The sequence below is a fragment of the Streptosporangium nanhuense genome (assembly GCF_059358815.1).
Genome location: NZ_JCADBG010000031.1, coordinates 71332 through 87213, shown reverse-complemented (window position 1 = coordinate 87213; position 15882 = coordinate 71332). Strand labels below are relative to the sequence as shown.

The 15882-nt window shown below is 69.5% G+C and carries 18 protein-coding genes and 1 tRNA gene; 15 read left to right on the top strand and 4 right to left on the bottom strand.

The features are described from left to right. Positions 1 to 204: 204 nt before the first annotated feature. Positions 205 to 278, bottom strand: a tRNA-Gly gene (locus AC5L38_RS39295). A gap of 123 nt (positions 279 to 401) precedes the next feature. On the opposite strand from AC5L38_RS39295, the gene dcd reads away from it, so the two are divergent. The 3 genes from dcd to AC5L38_RS39280 all read left to right on the top strand — a co-directional run bounded on the left by dcd (position 402) and on the right by AC5L38_RS39280 (position 3016). Next, entirely contained in the window at positions 402 to 977 is a 576-nt protein-coding gene (dcd, locus tag AC5L38_RS39290; protein WP_495247893.1) for a dCTP deaminase, read from the top strand. Positions 978 to 1393: 416 nt separating this feature from the next. Further along, positions 1394 to 2011, top strand: a complete 618-nt coding sequence (locus AC5L38_RS39285; RefSeq protein ID WP_495247892.1) for a DUF47 domain-containing protein — start codon at positions 1394 to 1396, stop codon at positions 2009 to 2011. Beyond that, positions 2012 to 3016: an inorganic phosphate transporter gene (locus tag AC5L38_RS39280; protein ID WP_495247891.1), complete on the top strand. Its 1005-nt coding sequence runs from the start codon at positions 2012 to 2014 to the stop codon at positions 3014 to 3016. It abuts the gene before it with no gap. Between the two features lie 174 nt (positions 3017 to 3190). Here AC5L38_RS39280 and mshD read toward each other — a convergent pair whose 3' ends face one another. Continuing rightward, positions 3191 to 4114 carry a mycothiol synthase gene (mshD, locus tag AC5L38_RS39275; RefSeq protein WP_495247890.1) on the bottom strand — a complete coding sequence of 308 codons (924 nt, stop codon included), beginning with the start codon at positions 4112 to 4114 and terminating at the stop codon, positions 3191 to 3193. A 131-nt stretch (positions 4115 to 4245) separates the two neighbouring features. Between mshD and AC5L38_RS39270 the strand changes: the two genes are divergently transcribed. From AC5L38_RS39270 to AC5L38_RS39260, 3 genes are all read left to right on the top strand, one after another. Further along, positions 4246 to 6063 (top strand): bifunctional metallophosphatase/5'-nucleotidase, encoded by a 1818-nt coding sequence (locus AC5L38_RS39270; RefSeq protein WP_495247889.1) that lies wholly within the window; start codon positions 4246 to 4248, stop codon positions 6061 to 6063. Positions 6064 to 6444: 381 nt separating this feature from the next. After that, entirely contained in the window at positions 6445 to 7578 is a 1134-nt protein-coding gene (locus AC5L38_RS39265) for a sensor histidine kinase (RefSeq protein ID WP_495247888.1), read from the top strand. Between the two features lie 90 nt (positions 7579 to 7668). Next, a complete protein-coding gene (locus AC5L38_RS39260; protein WP_495247894.1) occupies positions 7669 to 8397 on the top strand; it encodes a response regulator in 729 nt (242 codons plus the stop codon). 163 nt (positions 8398 to 8560) lie between these two features. On the opposite strand, the gene AC5L38_RS39255 is transcribed toward AC5L38_RS39260, so the two are convergent. Further along, positions 8561 to 9274 carry a winged helix-turn-helix transcriptional regulator gene (locus AC5L38_RS39255; protein WP_495247887.1) on the bottom strand — a complete coding sequence of 238 codons (714 nt, stop codon included), beginning with the start codon at positions 9272 to 9274 and terminating at the stop codon, positions 8561 to 8563. Positions 9275 to 9480: 206 nt separating this feature from the next. On the opposite strand from AC5L38_RS39255, the gene AC5L38_RS39250 reads away from it, so the two are divergent. The 9 genes from AC5L38_RS39250 to AC5L38_RS39210 all read left to right on the top strand — a co-directional run bounded on the left by AC5L38_RS39250 (position 9481) and on the right by AC5L38_RS39210 (position 14499). Continuing rightward, on the top strand, positions 9481 to 9732 hold the full coding sequence (locus AC5L38_RS39250; protein WP_495247886.1) for a MoaD/ThiS family protein: 252 nt from the start codon (positions 9481 to 9483) through the stop codon (positions 9730 to 9732). 238 nt (positions 9733 to 9970) lie between these two features. Then, positions 9971 to 10651, top strand: coding sequence for an LmeA family phospholipid-binding protein (locus tag AC5L38_RS39245; protein WP_495247885.1), 681 nt, complete (start codon positions 9971 to 9973; stop codon positions 10649 to 10651). A 48-nt stretch (positions 10652 to 10699) separates the two neighbouring features. Next, entirely contained in the window at positions 10700 to 11212 is a 513-nt protein-coding gene (locus AC5L38_RS39240) for a sigma-70 family RNA polymerase sigma factor (protein WP_495247884.1), read from the top strand. Further along, positions 11209 to 12156, top strand: coding sequence for a zf-HC2 domain-containing protein (locus AC5L38_RS39235; protein ID WP_495247883.1), 948 nt, complete (start codon positions 11209 to 11211; stop codon positions 12154 to 12156). Before AC5L38_RS39240 ends, AC5L38_RS39235 begins: the two co-directional genes overlap by 4 nt. Before the next feature lie 124 nt (positions 12157 to 12280). Further along, entirely contained in the window at positions 12281 to 12697 is a 417-nt protein-coding gene (locus AC5L38_RS39230) for a TlpA family protein disulfide reductase (RefSeq protein ID WP_495247882.1), read from the top strand. A 76-nt stretch (positions 12698 to 12773) separates the two neighbouring features. Beyond that, a complete protein-coding gene (locus tag AC5L38_RS39225) occupies positions 12774 to 12887 on the top strand; it encodes a putative leader peptide (RefSeq protein WP_362840590.1) in 114 nt (37 codons plus the stop codon). Between the two features lie 62 nt (positions 12888 to 12949). Continuing rightward, the gene (locus AC5L38_RS39220) at positions 12950 to 13348 is read left to right on the top strand and encodes a DUF4395 domain-containing protein (RefSeq protein WP_495247881.1); all 399 of its coding nucleotides are present in this window, start codon (positions 12950 to 12952) and stop codon (positions 13346 to 13348) included. A 15-nt stretch (positions 13349 to 13363) separates the two neighbouring features. Then, on the top strand, positions 13364 to 14203 hold the full coding sequence (locus tag AC5L38_RS39215; protein WP_495247880.1) for a sulfurtransferase: 840 nt from the start codon (positions 13364 to 13366) through the stop codon (positions 14201 to 14203). Further along, positions 14203 to 14499, top strand: coding sequence for a DUF1416 domain-containing protein (locus AC5L38_RS39210; RefSeq protein WP_495247879.1), 297 nt, complete (start codon positions 14203 to 14205; stop codon positions 14497 to 14499). The genes AC5L38_RS39215 and AC5L38_RS39210 overlap by 1 nt, the downstream gene beginning before the upstream one ends. 180 nt (positions 14500 to 14679) lie before the next feature. Here the strand turns inward: AC5L38_RS39210 and AC5L38_RS39205 are convergent, their stop codons facing one another. Further along, on the bottom strand, positions 14680 to 15711 hold the full coding sequence (locus AC5L38_RS39205; protein WP_495247878.1) for a DsbA family protein: 1032 nt from the start codon (positions 15709 to 15711) through the stop codon (positions 14680 to 14682). Positions 15712 to 15882 lie beyond the last annotated feature (171 nt).

Below are 15882 nucleotides of genomic sequence, written 5' to 3'. Positions count from 1 at the left end.
AGTTCCTCTACCCCTGGCAGACCGACGACCCGACCTGACCAAGCAACGGACTCGTCCACAGGTCTTGACTATTTCTCAACGACGGCGACGCCGATGAGATGCCCGCAGGGTGATCACGGAGCTAATGGCCCGAGAAGATCGAACAGTCTGGAAAACAAGTAAGGCCCTGGTCGGGAATCCATCCCTGACCTGGGCCTTCGCTCTTGGAGCGGGTGACGGGAATCGAACCCGCGCTGTCAGCTTGGGAAGCTGATGTTCTGCCATTGAACTACACCCGCGTGCGGCGTGCCGCGGGTCACCACTCTAGCGGAAAGTTGAGCGAGTCTCGTCCTCCGGGAGCAAGATTCGTGCGGCCCTCGGGGGAGCGGGATTCACGGCCCCGGCGTTGGTAGGTTCCACACGTGCTGCTTTCCGATCGTGACATCGCCGCTGAGATCGAGGCTGGAAGGGTCAGGATCGATCCCTTCCATCCGGAGATGATCCAGCCGTCCAGCGTTGACGTACGCCTGGACCGCTACTTCAGAGTCTTCGAGAACCACCGGTACCCCCACATCGATCCGGCGGTCGAGCAGCCCGATCTGACGCGGATGGTCGAGCCGGACAAGGGCGAGCCGTTCATCCTGCATCCGGGGGAGTTCGTGCTGGCGAGCACGTACGAGGTCGTCACGTTGCCGGACGACATCGCCTCGCGGCTGGAGGGCAAGAGCTCGCTGGGCAGGCTCGGGCTGCTGACGCACTCGACGGCCGGGTTCATCGACCCGGGGTTCAGCGGGCACGTCACGCTGGAGCTCTCCAACGTCGCGACGCTGCCGATCAAGCTGTGGCCCGGCATGAAGATCGGTCAGCTCTGCATGTTCAGGCTCAGCTCCCCGGCGGAGCACCCCTACGGTTCGGAGAAGTACGGATCGCGTTACCAGGGGCAGCGCGGGCCGACGCCGAGCCGGTCGTACCTCAACTTCCACCGGACTCCCATCTGATCTCCACGACCTCGGGCGCGTAAGGGCCGTAGCGAAGATCCCGGACCCGGTTTAGTGAGGGGCCGTGATGGAAATCACCCTGATTGCTCGCGAGAGCTACCGGTCTGTCCGACCTTGGTGGATCTCGGGGAAACGTCGTGGAAGCGGGGGTTCCGGAGGGGAGTGCGGGCGACCAACCGGACGACGATCCGGGGGAGAGAGTCCCATACGTGACCTGCCTTCGGCATAATGTGGCCGAAAACTAGCAAAAACGGTCACCGGAAAGATGCCCGCAAGACTGCCTCAAGCTGTGTGTCGCCGGGTACCCGCCGGGTAACGACATCACGAAGAGTGTGTGTCTGGCGGGTGAAGTTCGCATTTCCGCTGGTAACCCGTACCCTTCTCTGCGGACCATCCCCGCACATCTGGAGAACGACGTGCGCCTGCGTCTCACACCTAGTGAGGACAGCTACTACGACTTGTTCGCCGACTCGGCGAACAACCTCGTCACAGCGTCCCGTCTGCTGGTAGAGATCATTAGTGACGGATCGGACCGGGAAACCCTGGCCGAGAAGATGCGCGCATGTGAGCACGCCGGCGACGAGCGCACTCATGCGATCATGAACCGGCTCAACGAGAGCTTCATCACCCCCTTCGACCGCGAGGACATCTACCGTCTCGCCTCGAACCTCGACGACGTGATGGACTACATGGAGGCGGCCGCCGACCTGATCGTCCTGTACCAGATCGACCACCTCCCCAAGGAGGTCGTCCGGCAGGTCGAGGTCCTGGAGCGCGCCGCCGAGCTCACCGCCGAGGCCATGCCGAGGCTGCGTTCGATGAAGAACCTCAACGAGTACTGGATCGAGATCAACCGGCTGGAGAACCAGGCCGACCAGGTCTACCGCCGCCTTCTCGCCAAGCTCTTCGGCGGGGAGTACGACGCGTTGACCGTCCTCAAGATGAAGGAGGTCATCGATCAGCTCGAGATGGCCGCCGACGCCTTCGAGCACGTGGCCAACACGATCGAGTCGATCGCGGTCAAGGAAAGCTAAGTGGATCTCACGCTCGCACTCGTCATCGGCGTGGTGGTCGTGGCGTTGGTGTTCGACTACACCAACGGCTTCCACGACGCCGCGAACGCGATCGCGACCTCCGTCTCGACGCGCGCGCTGACGCCGAGGGCCGCGCTGTTCATGGCCGCGGCCATGAACTTCCTGGGTGCGCATCTCGGTACGCAGGTGGCGGCGACCGTCGGCAAGGGCATCATCGACGCCCCGCAGGGAAGCCACGGCCTCGTCATCGTCGGCTCGGGCCTGGTCGGCGCGATCACCTGGAACCTCGTCACCTGGTACTTCGGCCTTCCCTCATCGAGCAGCCACGCGCTGATCGGCGGCCTGGTCGGCTCCGCGCTCGCCTCGGCGAGCACGGTCCACTGGGACGGCGTGATGGAGAAGGTCGTCATCCCGATGATCCTGTCTCCGCTGATCGGCTTCAGCCTCGCCGGGCTCATCATGATCGGAATCCTGTGGGGGTTCCGGCGCTCCCAGCCCACGAAGACCAACCGGGGCTTCCGCCACGCGCAGACCGTCTCCGCGGCGGCGATGGCGCTGGGCCACGGCCTCCAGGACGCGCAGAAGACCATGGGGGTCATCTTCCTGGCCCTCGTGGTCGGCGGCTACCAGAACGACGGCGATCCGATCCCCCAGTGGGTCATCCTCGCCGCGGCCACGGCCATCTCGCTCGGCACGTACGCGGGCGGCTGGCGGATCATGCGGACGCTCGGGCGGCGGATCATCGCTCTCGACCCCCCGCAGGGATTCGCCGCGGAGACGGCCGCGGCGACCGTGCTCTACACGGCGGCCATCGGCTTCGGCGCCCCGATCTCGACCACCCACACGATCACCAGTGCGATCATGGGCGTCGGTGCCACCAAGCGCCTGTCGGCCGTGCGCTGGGGCGTCGCGGGCAACATCGTGACCGCCTGGATCCTCACGATCCCGGCCGCCGCGCTCGTCGCCGCGCTGTCCTACTACGCGCTCCACTGGATGGTCGAGTAGTCACGACCCTCGGGTGATCGCGCCGGGCCGGAGATGAATCCGGTCCGGCGCGCCCCGTGTCAGGGGCCCGATGCCCGGGGGCGGCCCCACGCCCGGCACATCGGCTTCCGGCACGTCGACGTCCGGTACGTCACTTCCGGAACGTCGACGTCCGGCACATCGGCTTCCGGTACGTCACTTCCGGTACATCACGTCGACGTCCCACCGGGTGAAGCCCAGTCCCTCGTACAGGCGGAGCGCCGCGGGGTTGCTCTCGTCCACGTACAGCATCACCTGGCTCAGGCCCCGCGACCGCAGGTAGGCCAGGCCCGCGAGGGTGAGCGACCTGCCCAGGCCGCCTCCCCGCTCGTCGGGGTCGACGCCGACGACGTACACCTCGCCGAGGGGGTCGTGCGCGTGGTCGCCGTCACCGTGGACCTTGGTCCAGTGGAAGCCCACCAGCCGGTCGCCGTCCCCGGAGCCGTCCGGTCGTACGGCGAGGAAGAACCCGGCCGGGTCGAACCAGGGCTCACGCTCGCGCAGCTCCAGGTCCTCGATGGTCCAGGCCCCCTGCTCGGGGTGCTGGGCGAAGGCCCTGGCGTTGAGCGCCACCCACGCCTCCCGGTCGGAGGTGCCGGGCTCGAACGTGCGCAGCCGTACCCCCTCGGGAAGGTCGAAGCCGGGGATGTCGGCGGACAGGGAGCGGCGCATCCGCCACAGGGACCTGATCTTGTCGAACCCCGCGGAGCGGGCGAGGGCCTCGGCGGCCGGGTGCCCGCCGTGCGCCCACAGGCGCAGGTGCCCGCCGGTGTGGTCGAGCACGGCCTCCAGCAGCCGCCGCCCGTGTCCCCTCCCGCGGAACGCCGGGTGGACGACCAGCTCGCCGCTGGGGCCCTCGACGGGGTCGGTCGGGTCGACGTGGGCGTAGCCGGCGAGGTCGTCCCCGGCGTACAGCAGCACGGCTCCGGCCCGTTCGTCGCCGCCGTAGCGCAGGTGCAGCATCACATGTTCGTTGAGCGGCCTGACCCCGTCGGCCTCCGTGGCCGCCTCCACCACCGCGAGGACGTCGGACACCTCTTGCTCGCCGAGCGACCCCCGGTACTCCACACGCGCGTTCATGGTGTGGACTCTAAGCGGGCACATGTTTCCCGGATCCACCGGGGACTGGCAAAAGGCGCCATGTGCCCGCCGGGTGAATCGTTACCTCTCGGTCATTCCATGCTCAGGCAGTCCCTTTAGTGTCGTGGTTCATGATGTCTCGTTCCTTCCAGCGGCTGGCCATGGCGGGCGTGCTCGCCGGGGCCGGTCTCGTGCTCGCGATGGGACCGGCCCAGGCGGGCAACAAGCCCGCCAACCCCGCCGCCAAGCCCGCCAAGACGGTGCCGGTCCGCCTGCTCTCCCTCAACGACTTCCACGGCAACCTTGAGCCGCCGACCGGTTCGTCCGGCCGCATGGTCGACGAGAACGGCGCCACGGTCGACGCGGGTGGTGCCGCGTTCGCCGCCACCCACCTCAAGCAACTCTCCGACAAGAACACGCTGAAGGTCGCCCAGGGCGACCTGATCGGCGCCAGCCCCCTGATCTCCGCGGCCTACCACGACGAGCCGTCGGTGGAGTTCCTCGACAAGGTCGGCGTCACCGCCTCCGCCGTGGGCAACCACGAGTTCGACGAGGGGTACGCCGAGCTCAGGCGGATCATGAACGGCGGCTGCCACCCGGTGGACGGCTGCTCGCCCGCCGGTAGGTGGAAGGGCGCGAAGTTCGACTACCTCGGCGCGAACGTCATCTTCAAGCGGCCCACGCGGGACGCGGAGAAGCAGGCGCTGGAGGCCCTGGGCGGGACGAACAGCGGCTCGCTGCGCAACCTTCTCAAGGACTACGGCATCCCCGCGCTGCCCCCGGTCGCGATCCGCTGGATGAACGGCGTGCCGATCGGCTTCATCGGCCTGGTCACCCAGACCACCCCGGGCATCGTCACCTCCGAGGGCATCAAGGACATCGAGTTCATCGACGAGGTGAAGGCCGCGAACGTCGCGTCCAAGCTCCTGCAGATCGTCGGTGTCAAGGCCCAGGTCGTGCTCGTGCACGAGGGCGACCAGGTCACCGCGGGCCAGTCGCCCGACGCGTGCAGCGCCGTACCGGGCGCGGGCAACCGGATCGCCACCCAGGTCGACGCCGAGATCGACATGATCCTCAGCGGACACTCCCACCAGGCGTACCTGTGCCGGGTGGCCGACCCCAAGGGCGGCAGCCGCCTCTACAGCCAGGGCGGCTCCTTCGGCCGGGTCATCACCAAGGTCGACTTCCAGGTGGACGTCAGGACCCGCGACGTCGTGCGCTCCTCGGTCGTGGCCGACAACCAGGTCGTGACCAGGACCGTCACCCCCGACCCGGAGATCGCCACGTTCGTCCAGACGTGGAAGGACCGCGTCGCGTCGGTGGCCAACAGGCCGATCGGCAGGATCACCGCGGACATCACCAACACCGCCGTGGCCTCCGGGGAGTCCTCCCTGGGCAACCTCATCGCCGACGCCCAGCTCGCCGCGACCAGGACCGGCGGCAACGCCCAGCTCGCCCTGATGAACCCGGGCGGCGTGCGGGCCAGCCTCACCTACGCGGGCTCGCCCGCCGGTGAGGGAGACGGCGTGGTGACGTACGGAGAGGCGTTCACGGTCCAGCCGTTCAACAACCTCATGCAGGTGGTCACGCTCACCGGCGCTCAGCTCAAGACCGTGCTGGAGCAGCAGTTCGTCGGCGGCCCCAACGCCCAGGCGTTCACCAAGATCCTGCAGCCGTCGTCGAACTTCACCTACACCTACAGCGCGAGCGCGCCGTGGGGCTCGAAGGTCTCCGACATGAAGATCGACGGTGTCGCCGTGACGGACACGCAGGCGATCAGGGTCGCGGCCAACAACTTCCTGGTCGGCGGCGGTGACGCGTTCCTCGCCTTCAGGGACGGCACCGACCTGTGGAGCGGCCCGCTGGACATCGACGCCTTCGCCGCCCACTTCGCGGCGAATCCGTCGATCGCGCCTCCGGTGCCCAACCACATCACGGTCGTTCCGTAACGGTCGTTCCGTAACGGCGGTTCCGTAACGCGGACGAAAAGCGCGTCGCGCCGCGAGGACCGCGGTACGTCGTGAGGCATGGCACACCGCGAAGGCGTGCCACGCGTGAGAGGCCCACCGGACGCGTCCGGTGGGCCTCTCGTACATGGTGCCGGCCGTCTTTCGCCGCGCCTCCCATCACGCGAGGTTCCGGCCGTCTTTCGCCGCGCTTCCCTTCACGTGAGGTGCCGACGGTCTTCCGCCGTGCGTCGCGCGGAGGGGACCGTACGCCGGGAGCGGTGCCCGTGGCCCGGTGGAGGCCGGCGTACGGCAGGGGATGTACGGGCGACCTCCTCCCCGCGAGGGAAGGCGCGGTGGGTACGGTGACCTACCGTGTCAGGGGTGAGGATCCGGAGAACCGACGCGCTGGTCGCGGCCGGGGTGCTGGCGGGGATCGTCGCGGGCACCTACGGCGGGCTGTCCAGCTCCGGTTTCCCCGAGCGCCCGCTGGACACGCCCGGCCTGATGCTGATCACGGTGTCGTCGCTGGCGCTGGCATTCCGGCGGAGCGCGCCGCTGCCGGTGGGAACGATCACCGTGGCCTGCGTCGCCGCCTACTACGTCTGGCGGTACCCGGGGATCTTCGCCGCCGCGCCCGCCCTGATGTCGATCTACACGGCGGCGGTCCTCGGACGGCGCCGCACGGCGGTCTGGCTGGCCGTCGCGATGGCCGTGGGGATCTACGGCCCCATCGCGCTGTCCGACGTCGACCCCGCCCCCGACGGAGGTTTCACGCTGCTCAGCGGCTGGCTGGTGGCGATGGTGGTCCTCGGGGAGACGGCCAGGAACCGTCGCGCGTACCTGAACGAGGTCGAGCGGCGGGCGGCCGAGGCCGAGCGCACCCGCGAGGAGGCGGCGCTGCGCCGGGCCGACGAGGAGCGGTTGTGGATCGCCCAGGAACTGCACGACACCCTCACCCACAACATCTCGGTCATCAACGTGCAGGTCTCCGTCGCCATGCACCTGCTCGACAGAGACCCCGCGCTGTCCCGCGAGGCACTGGCCGTGATCAAGGAATCGGGGCGGGAGGCGATGGGGGAGCTCCGCGCCACGCTGGGCGTGCTGAGACAGGCCGGCCCCGACGGCCCCGAGGCGGGCCTCGCCCGGCTGCCCCGGCTGGTCGCCAGGGCGGAGGCGGTGGGACTGCCGGTCAGGGTCCTCGTCGTCGGAGAGCGCAGGGACCTTCCCCCGGACGTCGACCGGGCGGCCTACCGCATCGCGCAGGAGGCGTTCACCAACGTGCTCCGTCACGCCGGGCCCGCCTCGATCACGCTGACGACCGAGTACCGGCCCGAGACGATCGTGCTGCGCGTCGAGGACGACGGGGAGTCGCCCGCGGAGGTCACGAGGTACGGGATGGGGCTGATCGGGATGCGCGAGCGCGCCGTCGCGGCCGGAGGGTCGCTCACCGCGGGGCCGCGCCCGCGGGGCGGGTTCGCCGTCCGGGCCGAGCTGCCCCTGGCGGGGCGGCCGTGATCGGGGTGCTTCCGGCCGATGACCGGACGATGGCGGGGTGGCTGTGATCGGGGTGCTGCCGGCTTACGGCCGGGCGGTGGCGGGGTGGCCGTGATCAGGGTGCTGCTCGCCGACGACCAGGCGTTGATCCGCGCGGGCTTCCGGGCGCTGCTCGAGATGGCCGACGACATCACCGTCGTCGGTGAGGCGGGCAACGGCGTCGAGGCCGTCGAGATGTCCCGCGCGCTGCGGCCGGACGTGGCGCTGCTAGACGTCAGGATGCCGCTGCTCGACGGGATCCAGGCCACCAGGAGGATCGGCGCCGACCCCGAGCTCGACGCGGTGCGCGTGGTGATCCTGACCAACTACGCCCTCGACGAGTACGTCTTCGCCGCGCTGCGCGCCGGGGCCGGGGGCTTCCTGCTCAAGGACATCGAACCCGCCGAGCTGCTGAGGTCGGTCCGGGTGGCCGCGGCCGGTGACGCGCTGCTCTCGCCCTCGGTGACCCGGCGGCTGATCGAGGAGTACGTGTCCACCCCGCCCAGGCCCGTCGCCGGGCCCGGCCTGGAACGCCTGACCGGCCGCGAGCTGGAGATCCTGGCACTGGTCGCCACCGGCATGTCCAACGCGGAGATGGCCGGGCACCTGGCCATCAGCCACGCCACCGTCAAGACCCACGTCAGCCGGTCGATGACCAAGCTGGGGGCACGTGACAGGGCGCAGCTCGTCGTCTTCGCCTACGAGTCGGGGCTGGTCACACCTGGGGCGTCCAAGCCTGGAACGCGTGAAACGCCCGGCGTACCGGACACGCCCGGTTCGCCGTCCGGTGGGCGTGCCTGAGGGCACACGCGTCACGCGCACGGCCGGTGTGCCCGGCACAGGCGTGTCCGGCCCCCGTCCCGTGAGATTTCCGCGGGGCGGGGGCGGGAACGTGCCACGGCCGGTTCCGGCGACTCCCGGAAGTCCCGGGGGACCCCCGGGAACCCTCAGGAGGAGAGGGAGGCTAGTGGCGCGCGGGCTCGCGCTCCTCGGCGGGCTCGTTGCCGCGCTCGGGGACGAACCGGTAACCGACGTTGCGGACCGTGCCGATCAGCGCCTCGTACTCGGCGCCGAGCTTGGCGCGGAGCCGCCGGACGTGGACGTCCACGGTGCGGGTGCCGCCGAAGTAGTCGTACCCCCAGACCTCCTGGAGGAGCTGGGCGCGGGTGAAGACCCTGCCGGGGTGCTGCGCCAGGTACTTCAGGAGCTCGAACTCCTTGAAGGTCAGGTCCAGCGCGCGTCCGCGGAGCCTGGCGGTGTAGGTGGCCTCGTCGATCGACAGGTCACCGTTGCGGATCTCGTCCGGCACCTCCTCGGCGGCGGACAGGTGGAGCTTGCCCACGGCCATCCTGAGCCGCGCCTCGACCTCGGCGGGTCCGGCGGTGTCGAGGATGACGTCGTCGGTGCCCCACTCCGCGGTCAGCCCGGCAAGACCGCCCTCTGTGACGATCACCACCAGGGGACAGGCGACGCCCGTGGTGCGCAGCAGCCGGCACAGGCTCTTGGCCTGGACGAGCTCGCGGCGCGCGTCCACCAGGATCGCGTCGGCGGGCGGGGCGTCGAGCAGGGCGGATGCCTCCGCGGGCGCGACCCGTACCGAGTGCAGTAGTAGCCCCAGCGCCGGAAGCACCTCGGTTGAGGGCTCAAGGGCGTTGGTGAGCAGCAGGAGATTGCTCACGATGCCTCCTTCCCGCGTAATGCCGGCTATAGCCGTACAAACACGTAAGGACCCGGGGGCTACGTTGCCCAGGTCCCGTAGTAGGTGAGGATAACCCACAGGGGTTCAGCGTCCAGCGAACGTCCACCTGGTGAACACCCGTTCTCCATGTGGATTCGCCGTAATGGCAGGGTAACTCTACGTGTGCTTTGGGAGTTGATTCACTGATGGCGACGGTCATTGTCAGATATTGGGCCGCGGCGAAGGAAGCGGCGGGGGTCGCGGAGGAGCGCTCCGAGGCCGCGACGCTTGCCGAGTTGATGACCAAAATCACATCGAACCGTGAAGGGCTGGCCCGCGTGGTGAGCCGCTCGTCGTTCCTGGTGGACGGGGATCCGGTGGGCAGGCGGGCCCACGAGACGATCATCCTGTCGGACGGGGCGACGGTCGAGGTGCTCCCGCCCTTCGCGGGCGGCTGAGCGGGGAGACCTGGGTGGAGAGACCTGGGCGGGGCTGAGCGAGGATGCCTGGGAGAGGCACACCCGAGCGGGAGTCCCGGGCCGGCGGCGGCCCGGGCGAGGAGATCCGAGGGAGACGCGTCCGGGCGGGAGTTCCGGGCGGGGTGGGTGCTACCACCGGCGCGGCGTTTCGGACAGGATTGCGGGGGGAGGTCACGCCAATGGCCACCCTCGGGCCGGAGAACGAACAGGGAGTCGGATGCGCAAGCTGATCGGTTTTCTCCTCGTCCTGCTCGTTCTCGTGGTGATCCTCGACCGGGTCGCCGTCACGGGTGTCCAGCGCGAGATCGCCACGCAGGCCACGGCCAAGTACGACCTCTCGGCCCCGCCGGAGGTCACGATCGAGGGCATCCCCTTCCTGACCCAGGCGATCGCCGGGCGCTACGAGGAGGTCAGGGTCGCCGCGGGCGCGATGACCATCTCGGGCATCCGGCTGTCGAGCGTCGACTTCACCCTGCGCGGCGTCACGGCCCCGCTGGAGGACCTGGTGCTCCGCCCCCAGCAGGTGGACATGCGCGCCGAGCGCGTGGAGGGGGCGGTGGTCGTCCCGGTGGAGACGCTCAACCAGAGGGCGCCTCAGGGGATCAAGGTCAACATCGCGGGAGACGAGCTCAACGTCAGCGGGGAGATCACCGTGCTGGGGCAGAAGGTGCCCGTGAAGGCGGCGCTGAAGGTCGACATCGTCGAGGGCGGCCTGCGGCTCGTCCCCGGGAAGGTGACCCTGGGCGGGGGCATCCCCGTGCCCGACCCCGAGCGGTTCATCAACTACCGCATCCCGATCGGGAAGCTGCCGTACAACCTCAAGCTCACCGAGGTCAAGGCCGTTCCCGAGGGTCTGCGCATCTCGGGCGAGGCCTCCGACGTGCCCCTCCGAGGGTGAACGTGTCCCGTGCCTGAACCGGATCGTCCCGCCGTACGTCGTGTGGGTGTGAGCCAAGCCGGAACCGCCGACGAGCAACTCGTCAGGGCGCTCTTCGACGAGCACGGCGGGCCACTCTACGGCTACGTGCTGCGGTTGACGGGCGACTCGGGGAGAGCGGAGGACGTCGTGCAGGAAACGCTGTTGCGGGCCTGGCGTCATCCCGACGCCTTCGCCGGCCGCTCCATCCGCGCGTGGCTGTTCACGGTGGCGCGCAACCTCGTCGTCGACCAGCACCGCGCGCGCAAGGCGCGTCCCCCGGAGACGGGTGACGAGGCGCTCGCCGTGGTGCCCGCCGACGACGAGCTGGAGCGGGCCGTCGAGTCGTGGGCGGTCGCCGAGGCGCTGGCCGCGCTGCGGCCCGAGCACCGCGAGGTGCTGGCCGAGGTCTACTACCAGGGGAAGTCCGTCAAGGAGGCCGCCGAGACGCTCGGCATCCCCGCCGGAACGGTTAAATCGCGCACGTATTACGCGCTTCGGGCGCTCAAGCTGGCGCTGGAGGAGCGGGGGCTCGCGCCATGATGATGACCTGTGAAGAAGTACGGATGTCGCTCGGGGTCTACGTCCTCGACGCCCTGGAGCCGGACGAGCGCGTGCTCGTCGAGGCCCATCTCGCCGAGTGCGCCGAGTGCCGGGCCGAGCTGGAGGAGCTGGCCGGGGTGACGACGTTCCTCGGGAGGGTGTCCGAGGGCGACGTGGCGCAGGTGGCGAGCCCGCCCACGGCGGTGCTCGACCGGCTGCTCAGCGCCCAGGTCAGGCGGCGTCGCACGAACCGCCTCATGCTCTCGCTGGCCGCCTCGGTCCTGGTGGTCGGCCTCGGCGGCGGGACCCTGTGGACCGTCGTCCAGAGCTCCCAGCAGACCGCCAGTCCGGTCTCGGCGCCCATGATGGACACGCCGTCGGCCTCCGCGGGGGAGCAGCGGGAGAGCGCCCGGTCCCTCTCGGATTCGACCATGGCCGACAACGGCACCGACGCCGACGCCAGTGCCAAGGTCAGGTCCTCCCCGTCCCCGGCGGACGATCCCACCGCGGAGGCTTTCAGGTCTCCGGCGACCGGTTCGGCACGGCAGACCCCCCACTCCTCGACGGCCGCTCCCGTGCCCAGGACTTCCGAGTCTCCGCTGTCCAGCTCCGCGCCCGATGTCCTGCTCGCCCCGAGTGAGCTGCGGTTCAAGGGGGCGGACGACACGGGTACGGTCCGCGCGACGGTGACCGTGTCCACCGGGGAGGGGGCGACCACGATCAAGGTCATGCTCACCGGGGTGGCCAAGGGCACGCGCTGCCGGCTGGAGGTGGTCGGCGCGGGCGGGCTCAGGGAGACGGCGGGCAACTGGGTCGTCAACAGGGCGGCCTACGACGAGTCGGGCGGCTTCGAGGGCACCACGACGATCCCGCCGGAGCGGATCACGTCGTTCGAGATCACCACCGCCGAGGGGCGGGCGCTGCTCACCATCCCCGCTTCCTGATTCCGCTCCCTGATCCCGCTTCCTGATCCCGCTTCCTGATCCCGCTTCCTGATCCCGCTTCCTGATTCCGCTCTGCCGGAGCGGTGCGGGAATGGTCCGGGGCGCACGCCTGTTGTCGTGTTCCGTGACCGGTTTGACGGTGGTGGTCGTCACCCTCGCCCTCGCCACGCTCGTGGGCGTGGTGCTGCGGCGGCGTAACGGCGTGGCGCGAGAGGTGAGGGGCGACGTGGAGCGGCTCACGTCCGGCGACATCCACGCGGAGCTGGGGGAGCGGGCCACGCTCGTGCAGTTCTCCACCTCCTTCTGCCAGCCGTGCCGGGCGACCCGGCGGATCCTCGGCGAGGTGGCCGAAATGGTGCCCGGCGTCGCGCACGTGGAGATCGACGCGGAGTCCCGCCTCGACCTGGTCCGATCGCTGAACATCCTGCGCACTCCCACCGTCCTGGTCCTCGACGCGTCCGGGCGGGTCGTGAAACGCGCCTCCGGTCAACCCAGGAAAGCCGACGTCATCGGCGCCCTCGGTCTGGCGGTCGGCGAATGAGCGATCGGCGGACGAGCGGGGCACCCTATCGCCCATTGAACGATCATGTCTCAGAAATTGGACAGGGATGTGACAGATGGCGGGACGCCGGGGTAATGTCGTGGACATGAACTCCACGACAGAGCTGCTCACGAAGCGGCGCGCGGTTGATTTCTGCCGCGTGACCACCGCTCTCTGTCGCGTTTCCTAAGGGCGATCTCAAGCGGCCGTCGAGCCGCACCGATCTGCACGACCCTTCAGGAGCATCAGGCGATGCAGGTTGATTCCCGAGCCCTCCGCTTCTCAGCGGCCGTCACCACTGTCGTGCTCGCACTCGTCCTCGTGACGGGCAGCGTATGGCTGCTGGCCGCACAGGCCGTCGTGTTCGCGCTGGGCACTCTCGGCACCTCGCCGTACGGGATGATTTTCAAAGGGATAGTGAAGAGTCCGCCGAAGGAGCTGGAGGACGCCGGCCCGCCGCGCTTCGCGCAGGGGGTCGGACTCACCTTCGCTCTGGTGGGCTTGGTCGGATACGTCGCACAGATCACGCCGCTGGCCCTCGGTGTCGTCGCAGCGGCCCTTTTCGCTGCATTTCTCAACGCCGCTTTCAGTTTCTGTCTCGGCTGCGAGATGTTTTTGATCATTCGCCGTTTACTACCCGCCGCACGATGATCCTGGAGGATCAAAATGAGCCGCTCCGCCGTCCTGGTCGACGCTGACTGGGTTGAGGCCAACCTCGACACTCCCGGCGTCGTTCTCGTCGAAGTGGACGAGGACGCCAGCGCATATGACAAGGGCCACATCCGTGGCGCAGTGAAGGTCGACTGGAAGCAGGACCTCCAGGACCCGGTCCGTCGCGACTTCATCGACCGCGAGGGCTTCCAGGCGCTGCTGTCGTCCAGGGGCATCGCCAACGACGACACCGTGGTTCTCTACGGTGGCAACAACAACTGGTTCGCCGCCTACGCGTACTGGTACTTCAAGCTCTACGGCCACGAGAACATCAAGCTCCTCGACGGTGGCCGCAAGAAGTGGGAGCTCGACTCCCGCGAGCTGGTCAAGGACGTCGTCGCGCGTCCCGAGACGACCTACCAGGCCAAGGACCAGGACCTGTCCATCCGCGCCTTCCGTGACGACGTCGTCGCCGCGATCGGCAAGCTCAACCTGGTCGACGTGCGCTCGCCCGACGAGTTCAGCGGCAAGCTGCTCGCGCCCGCCCACCTCCCGCAGGAGGCGGCGCAGCGCGGCGGCCACGTTCCCACCGCCCGAAACATCCCCTGGTCGAAGACCGCCAACGACGACGGCACCTTCAAGACGGACGAGGACCTCAAGGCCCTCTACGAGGGCGAAGGCGTCGACTTCTCCAAGGACACCATCGCCTACTGCCGCATCGGGGAGCGCTCGGCGCACTCGTGGTTCGTCCTCCACGAGATCCTCGACCAGGCAAGTGTCAAGAACTACGACGGATCGTGGACCGAGTACGGCTCGCTCATCGGCGTGCCGATCGAACTGGGAGAGGCACGATAATGACTCAGGGATGCGCTGCTCCGGAACAGACGGTTGCCCTTCCGGCCGGGATCGACCTTTCGAGCCAGGCCGTCATCCAGGGCGTGGTCTCGGGCGCGGGCACGGCATACGCCCGCCTGCTCGACCACGCGGGAGAGTTCACCGGTGAGGTCGTGGTGTCCGACGAGGGCATCTTCCGCTTCTTCGCCGCTCCCGGTGACTGGACCGTCCGCATCATCGCGGGCGGCGGGATCACCAAGGACATCCCGGCCCAGGCCCGTCTGGGTGAGGTCACCCAGCTCGCCGTGACCGTCTGACCTCTCGGGTCCCGGCTCGCCACAGCGAGACGGCACGTCGACCGGCCGCACGAACAAGCACGAACAGTACGAACCAGCAGGGTGAGAGGACCGGCGCTCCTTCGGGAGGCCGGTCCTTTCCGTTGCGAGGGACGCGCCGACGCGTCGGACGCGTCGGACGGTCTGACGCGCCGGTCCCGGTCAGACCGTGAGACGGTCCGCCAGACGGTTCTCGACACGGTCGAGGGTGTCGACGTAGTCGGGCTCCGGGGACATGGCCGCCGCCAGGCGCAGATGTGGCAGGGCCTCGGGGAGAAGGTTGGCGCGTTCGAGGGTCCGGCCGAGCAGGAACCGGGCGTAGTGGTCGCCGGGAGTGCGCTCCAGGAGCGACTCCAGGGTCTCCCTCGCCCTGCCGAGCTGGGCCGAGCCGAAGTAGGCGCGGGCCGCCAGCAGCCGTACGGCGGGGTCGTCGCCGTGATCGGCCAGCAGCGGACGCAGGATCCACAGGGCGCCGAGGGGATCCCGGGCGTCCAGCAGCGCCTCGGCCTGGCGCAGCCACCTGACCTCGTCGGGGAGTTCCCGCCGGGGAGCGGCGTGCCGTACCAGATCGGCGAGGACCTCGGCCGGCTGCGCGCCCGAGACCATCGTGTCGCCGACCGCGAAGGTCGGCGAGGTGGTGATGCCCTCGGCCTTGCCGCGCAGCAGCTCGGAGCGGACCTCGTCCGCGCCGTCGCCGCGGTCGAGCGCCTCGGCCATGCCGTCCAGGCCGGCCTCGGCGGCGAGCGCCACCAGGGTGGCGCGGTCCCCGATGTCGGAGCCCTCGACGAAGTGGGCGCGCAGGATCCGCTCCACGACCGCGTCCTGGAGCGCGGCGCCGCCCCGCCCGCGGGCGAGGGCGATCACCCGGTGCGCGTCGAACGTGTTCGCCCGCCACACGGCACCCCGCGGCCGGCCGCCGTCGTCGGCCCCGGCCCCGATCGAAGGCGAGGTCAGAGGCAGAGGCGAGGTCGGGGTCGGGGTCGGGGTCGGGCGGAAGGCTCGCAGGGCGCCCTCGGCGACCGGGTCGCGAAGCTCCTCCTCCAGCGGCTCCGACGGCACCGGAGCCATCGGGTCGATGACGTACGGGCGCCAGACGATCTCCACGTCCTCGCCGAGTTCCGCCTGCTCCAGGCGTCGCCTGCCGATGTAGGCCCACGCGCAGGCCATGTCGGCCCAGACTTCCATGCGCTTCATTGCCGCTGCAACAAACGGGGTCGGCCGTTTATTCGACAGGCGCACCGAGGCGCGAGGAGGCGCCGGGCTCGCCGGTCGGGCTGCGCTCCGTCAGGGGAGTCGTTAGCATGCGTCGGGTGCCTGAAACGCCTGTTATGCCCGCACAGTCGCCGGCAGTCGGCCGGAGGCCCG

What these genes read in the sequence shown, in the direction of transcription:
- AC5L38_RS39250 (WP_495247886.1), top strand. Translation starts at nt 9,481, where the DNA reads ATGGCGACGGTCATTGTCAGATATTGGGCCGCGGCGAAGGAAGCGGCG.
- AC5L38_RS39245 (WP_495247885.1), top strand. Translation starts at nt 9,971, where the DNA reads ATGCGCAAGCTGATCGGTTTTCTCCTCGTCCTGCTCGTTCTCGTGGTG.
- AC5L38_RS39205 (WP_495247878.1), bottom strand. Translation starts at nt 15,711, where the DNA reads ATGAAGCGCATGGAAGTCTGGGCCGACATGGCCTGCGCGTGGGCCTAC.
- AC5L38_RS39210 (WP_495247879.1), top strand. Translation starts at nt 14,203, where the DNA reads ATGACTCAGGGATGCGCTGCTCCGGAACAGACGGTTGCCCTTCCGGCC.
- mshD (WP_495247890.1), bottom strand. Translation starts at nt 4,114, where the DNA reads ATGAACGCGCGTGTGGAGTACCGGGGGTCGCTCGGCGAGCAAGAGGTG.
- AC5L38_RS39235 (WP_495247883.1), top strand. Translation starts at nt 11,209, where the DNA reads ATGATGATGACCTGTGAAGAAGTACGGATGTCGCTCGGGGTCTACGTC.
- AC5L38_RS39220 (WP_495247881.1), top strand. Translation starts at nt 12,950, where the DNA reads ATGCAGGTTGATTCCCGAGCCCTCCGCTTCTCAGCGGCCGTCACCACT.
- AC5L38_RS39215 (WP_495247880.1), top strand. Translation starts at nt 13,364, where the DNA reads ATGAGCCGCTCCGCCGTCCTGGTCGACGCTGACTGGGTTGAGGCCAAC.
- AC5L38_RS39270 (WP_495247889.1), top strand. Translation starts at nt 4,246, where the DNA reads ATGATGTCTCGTTCCTTCCAGCGGCTGGCCATGGCGGGCGTGCTCGCC.
- AC5L38_RS39225 (WP_362840590.1), top strand. Translation starts at nt 12,774, where the DNA reads ATGGCGGGACGCCGGGGTAATGTCGTGGACATGAACTCCACGACAGAG.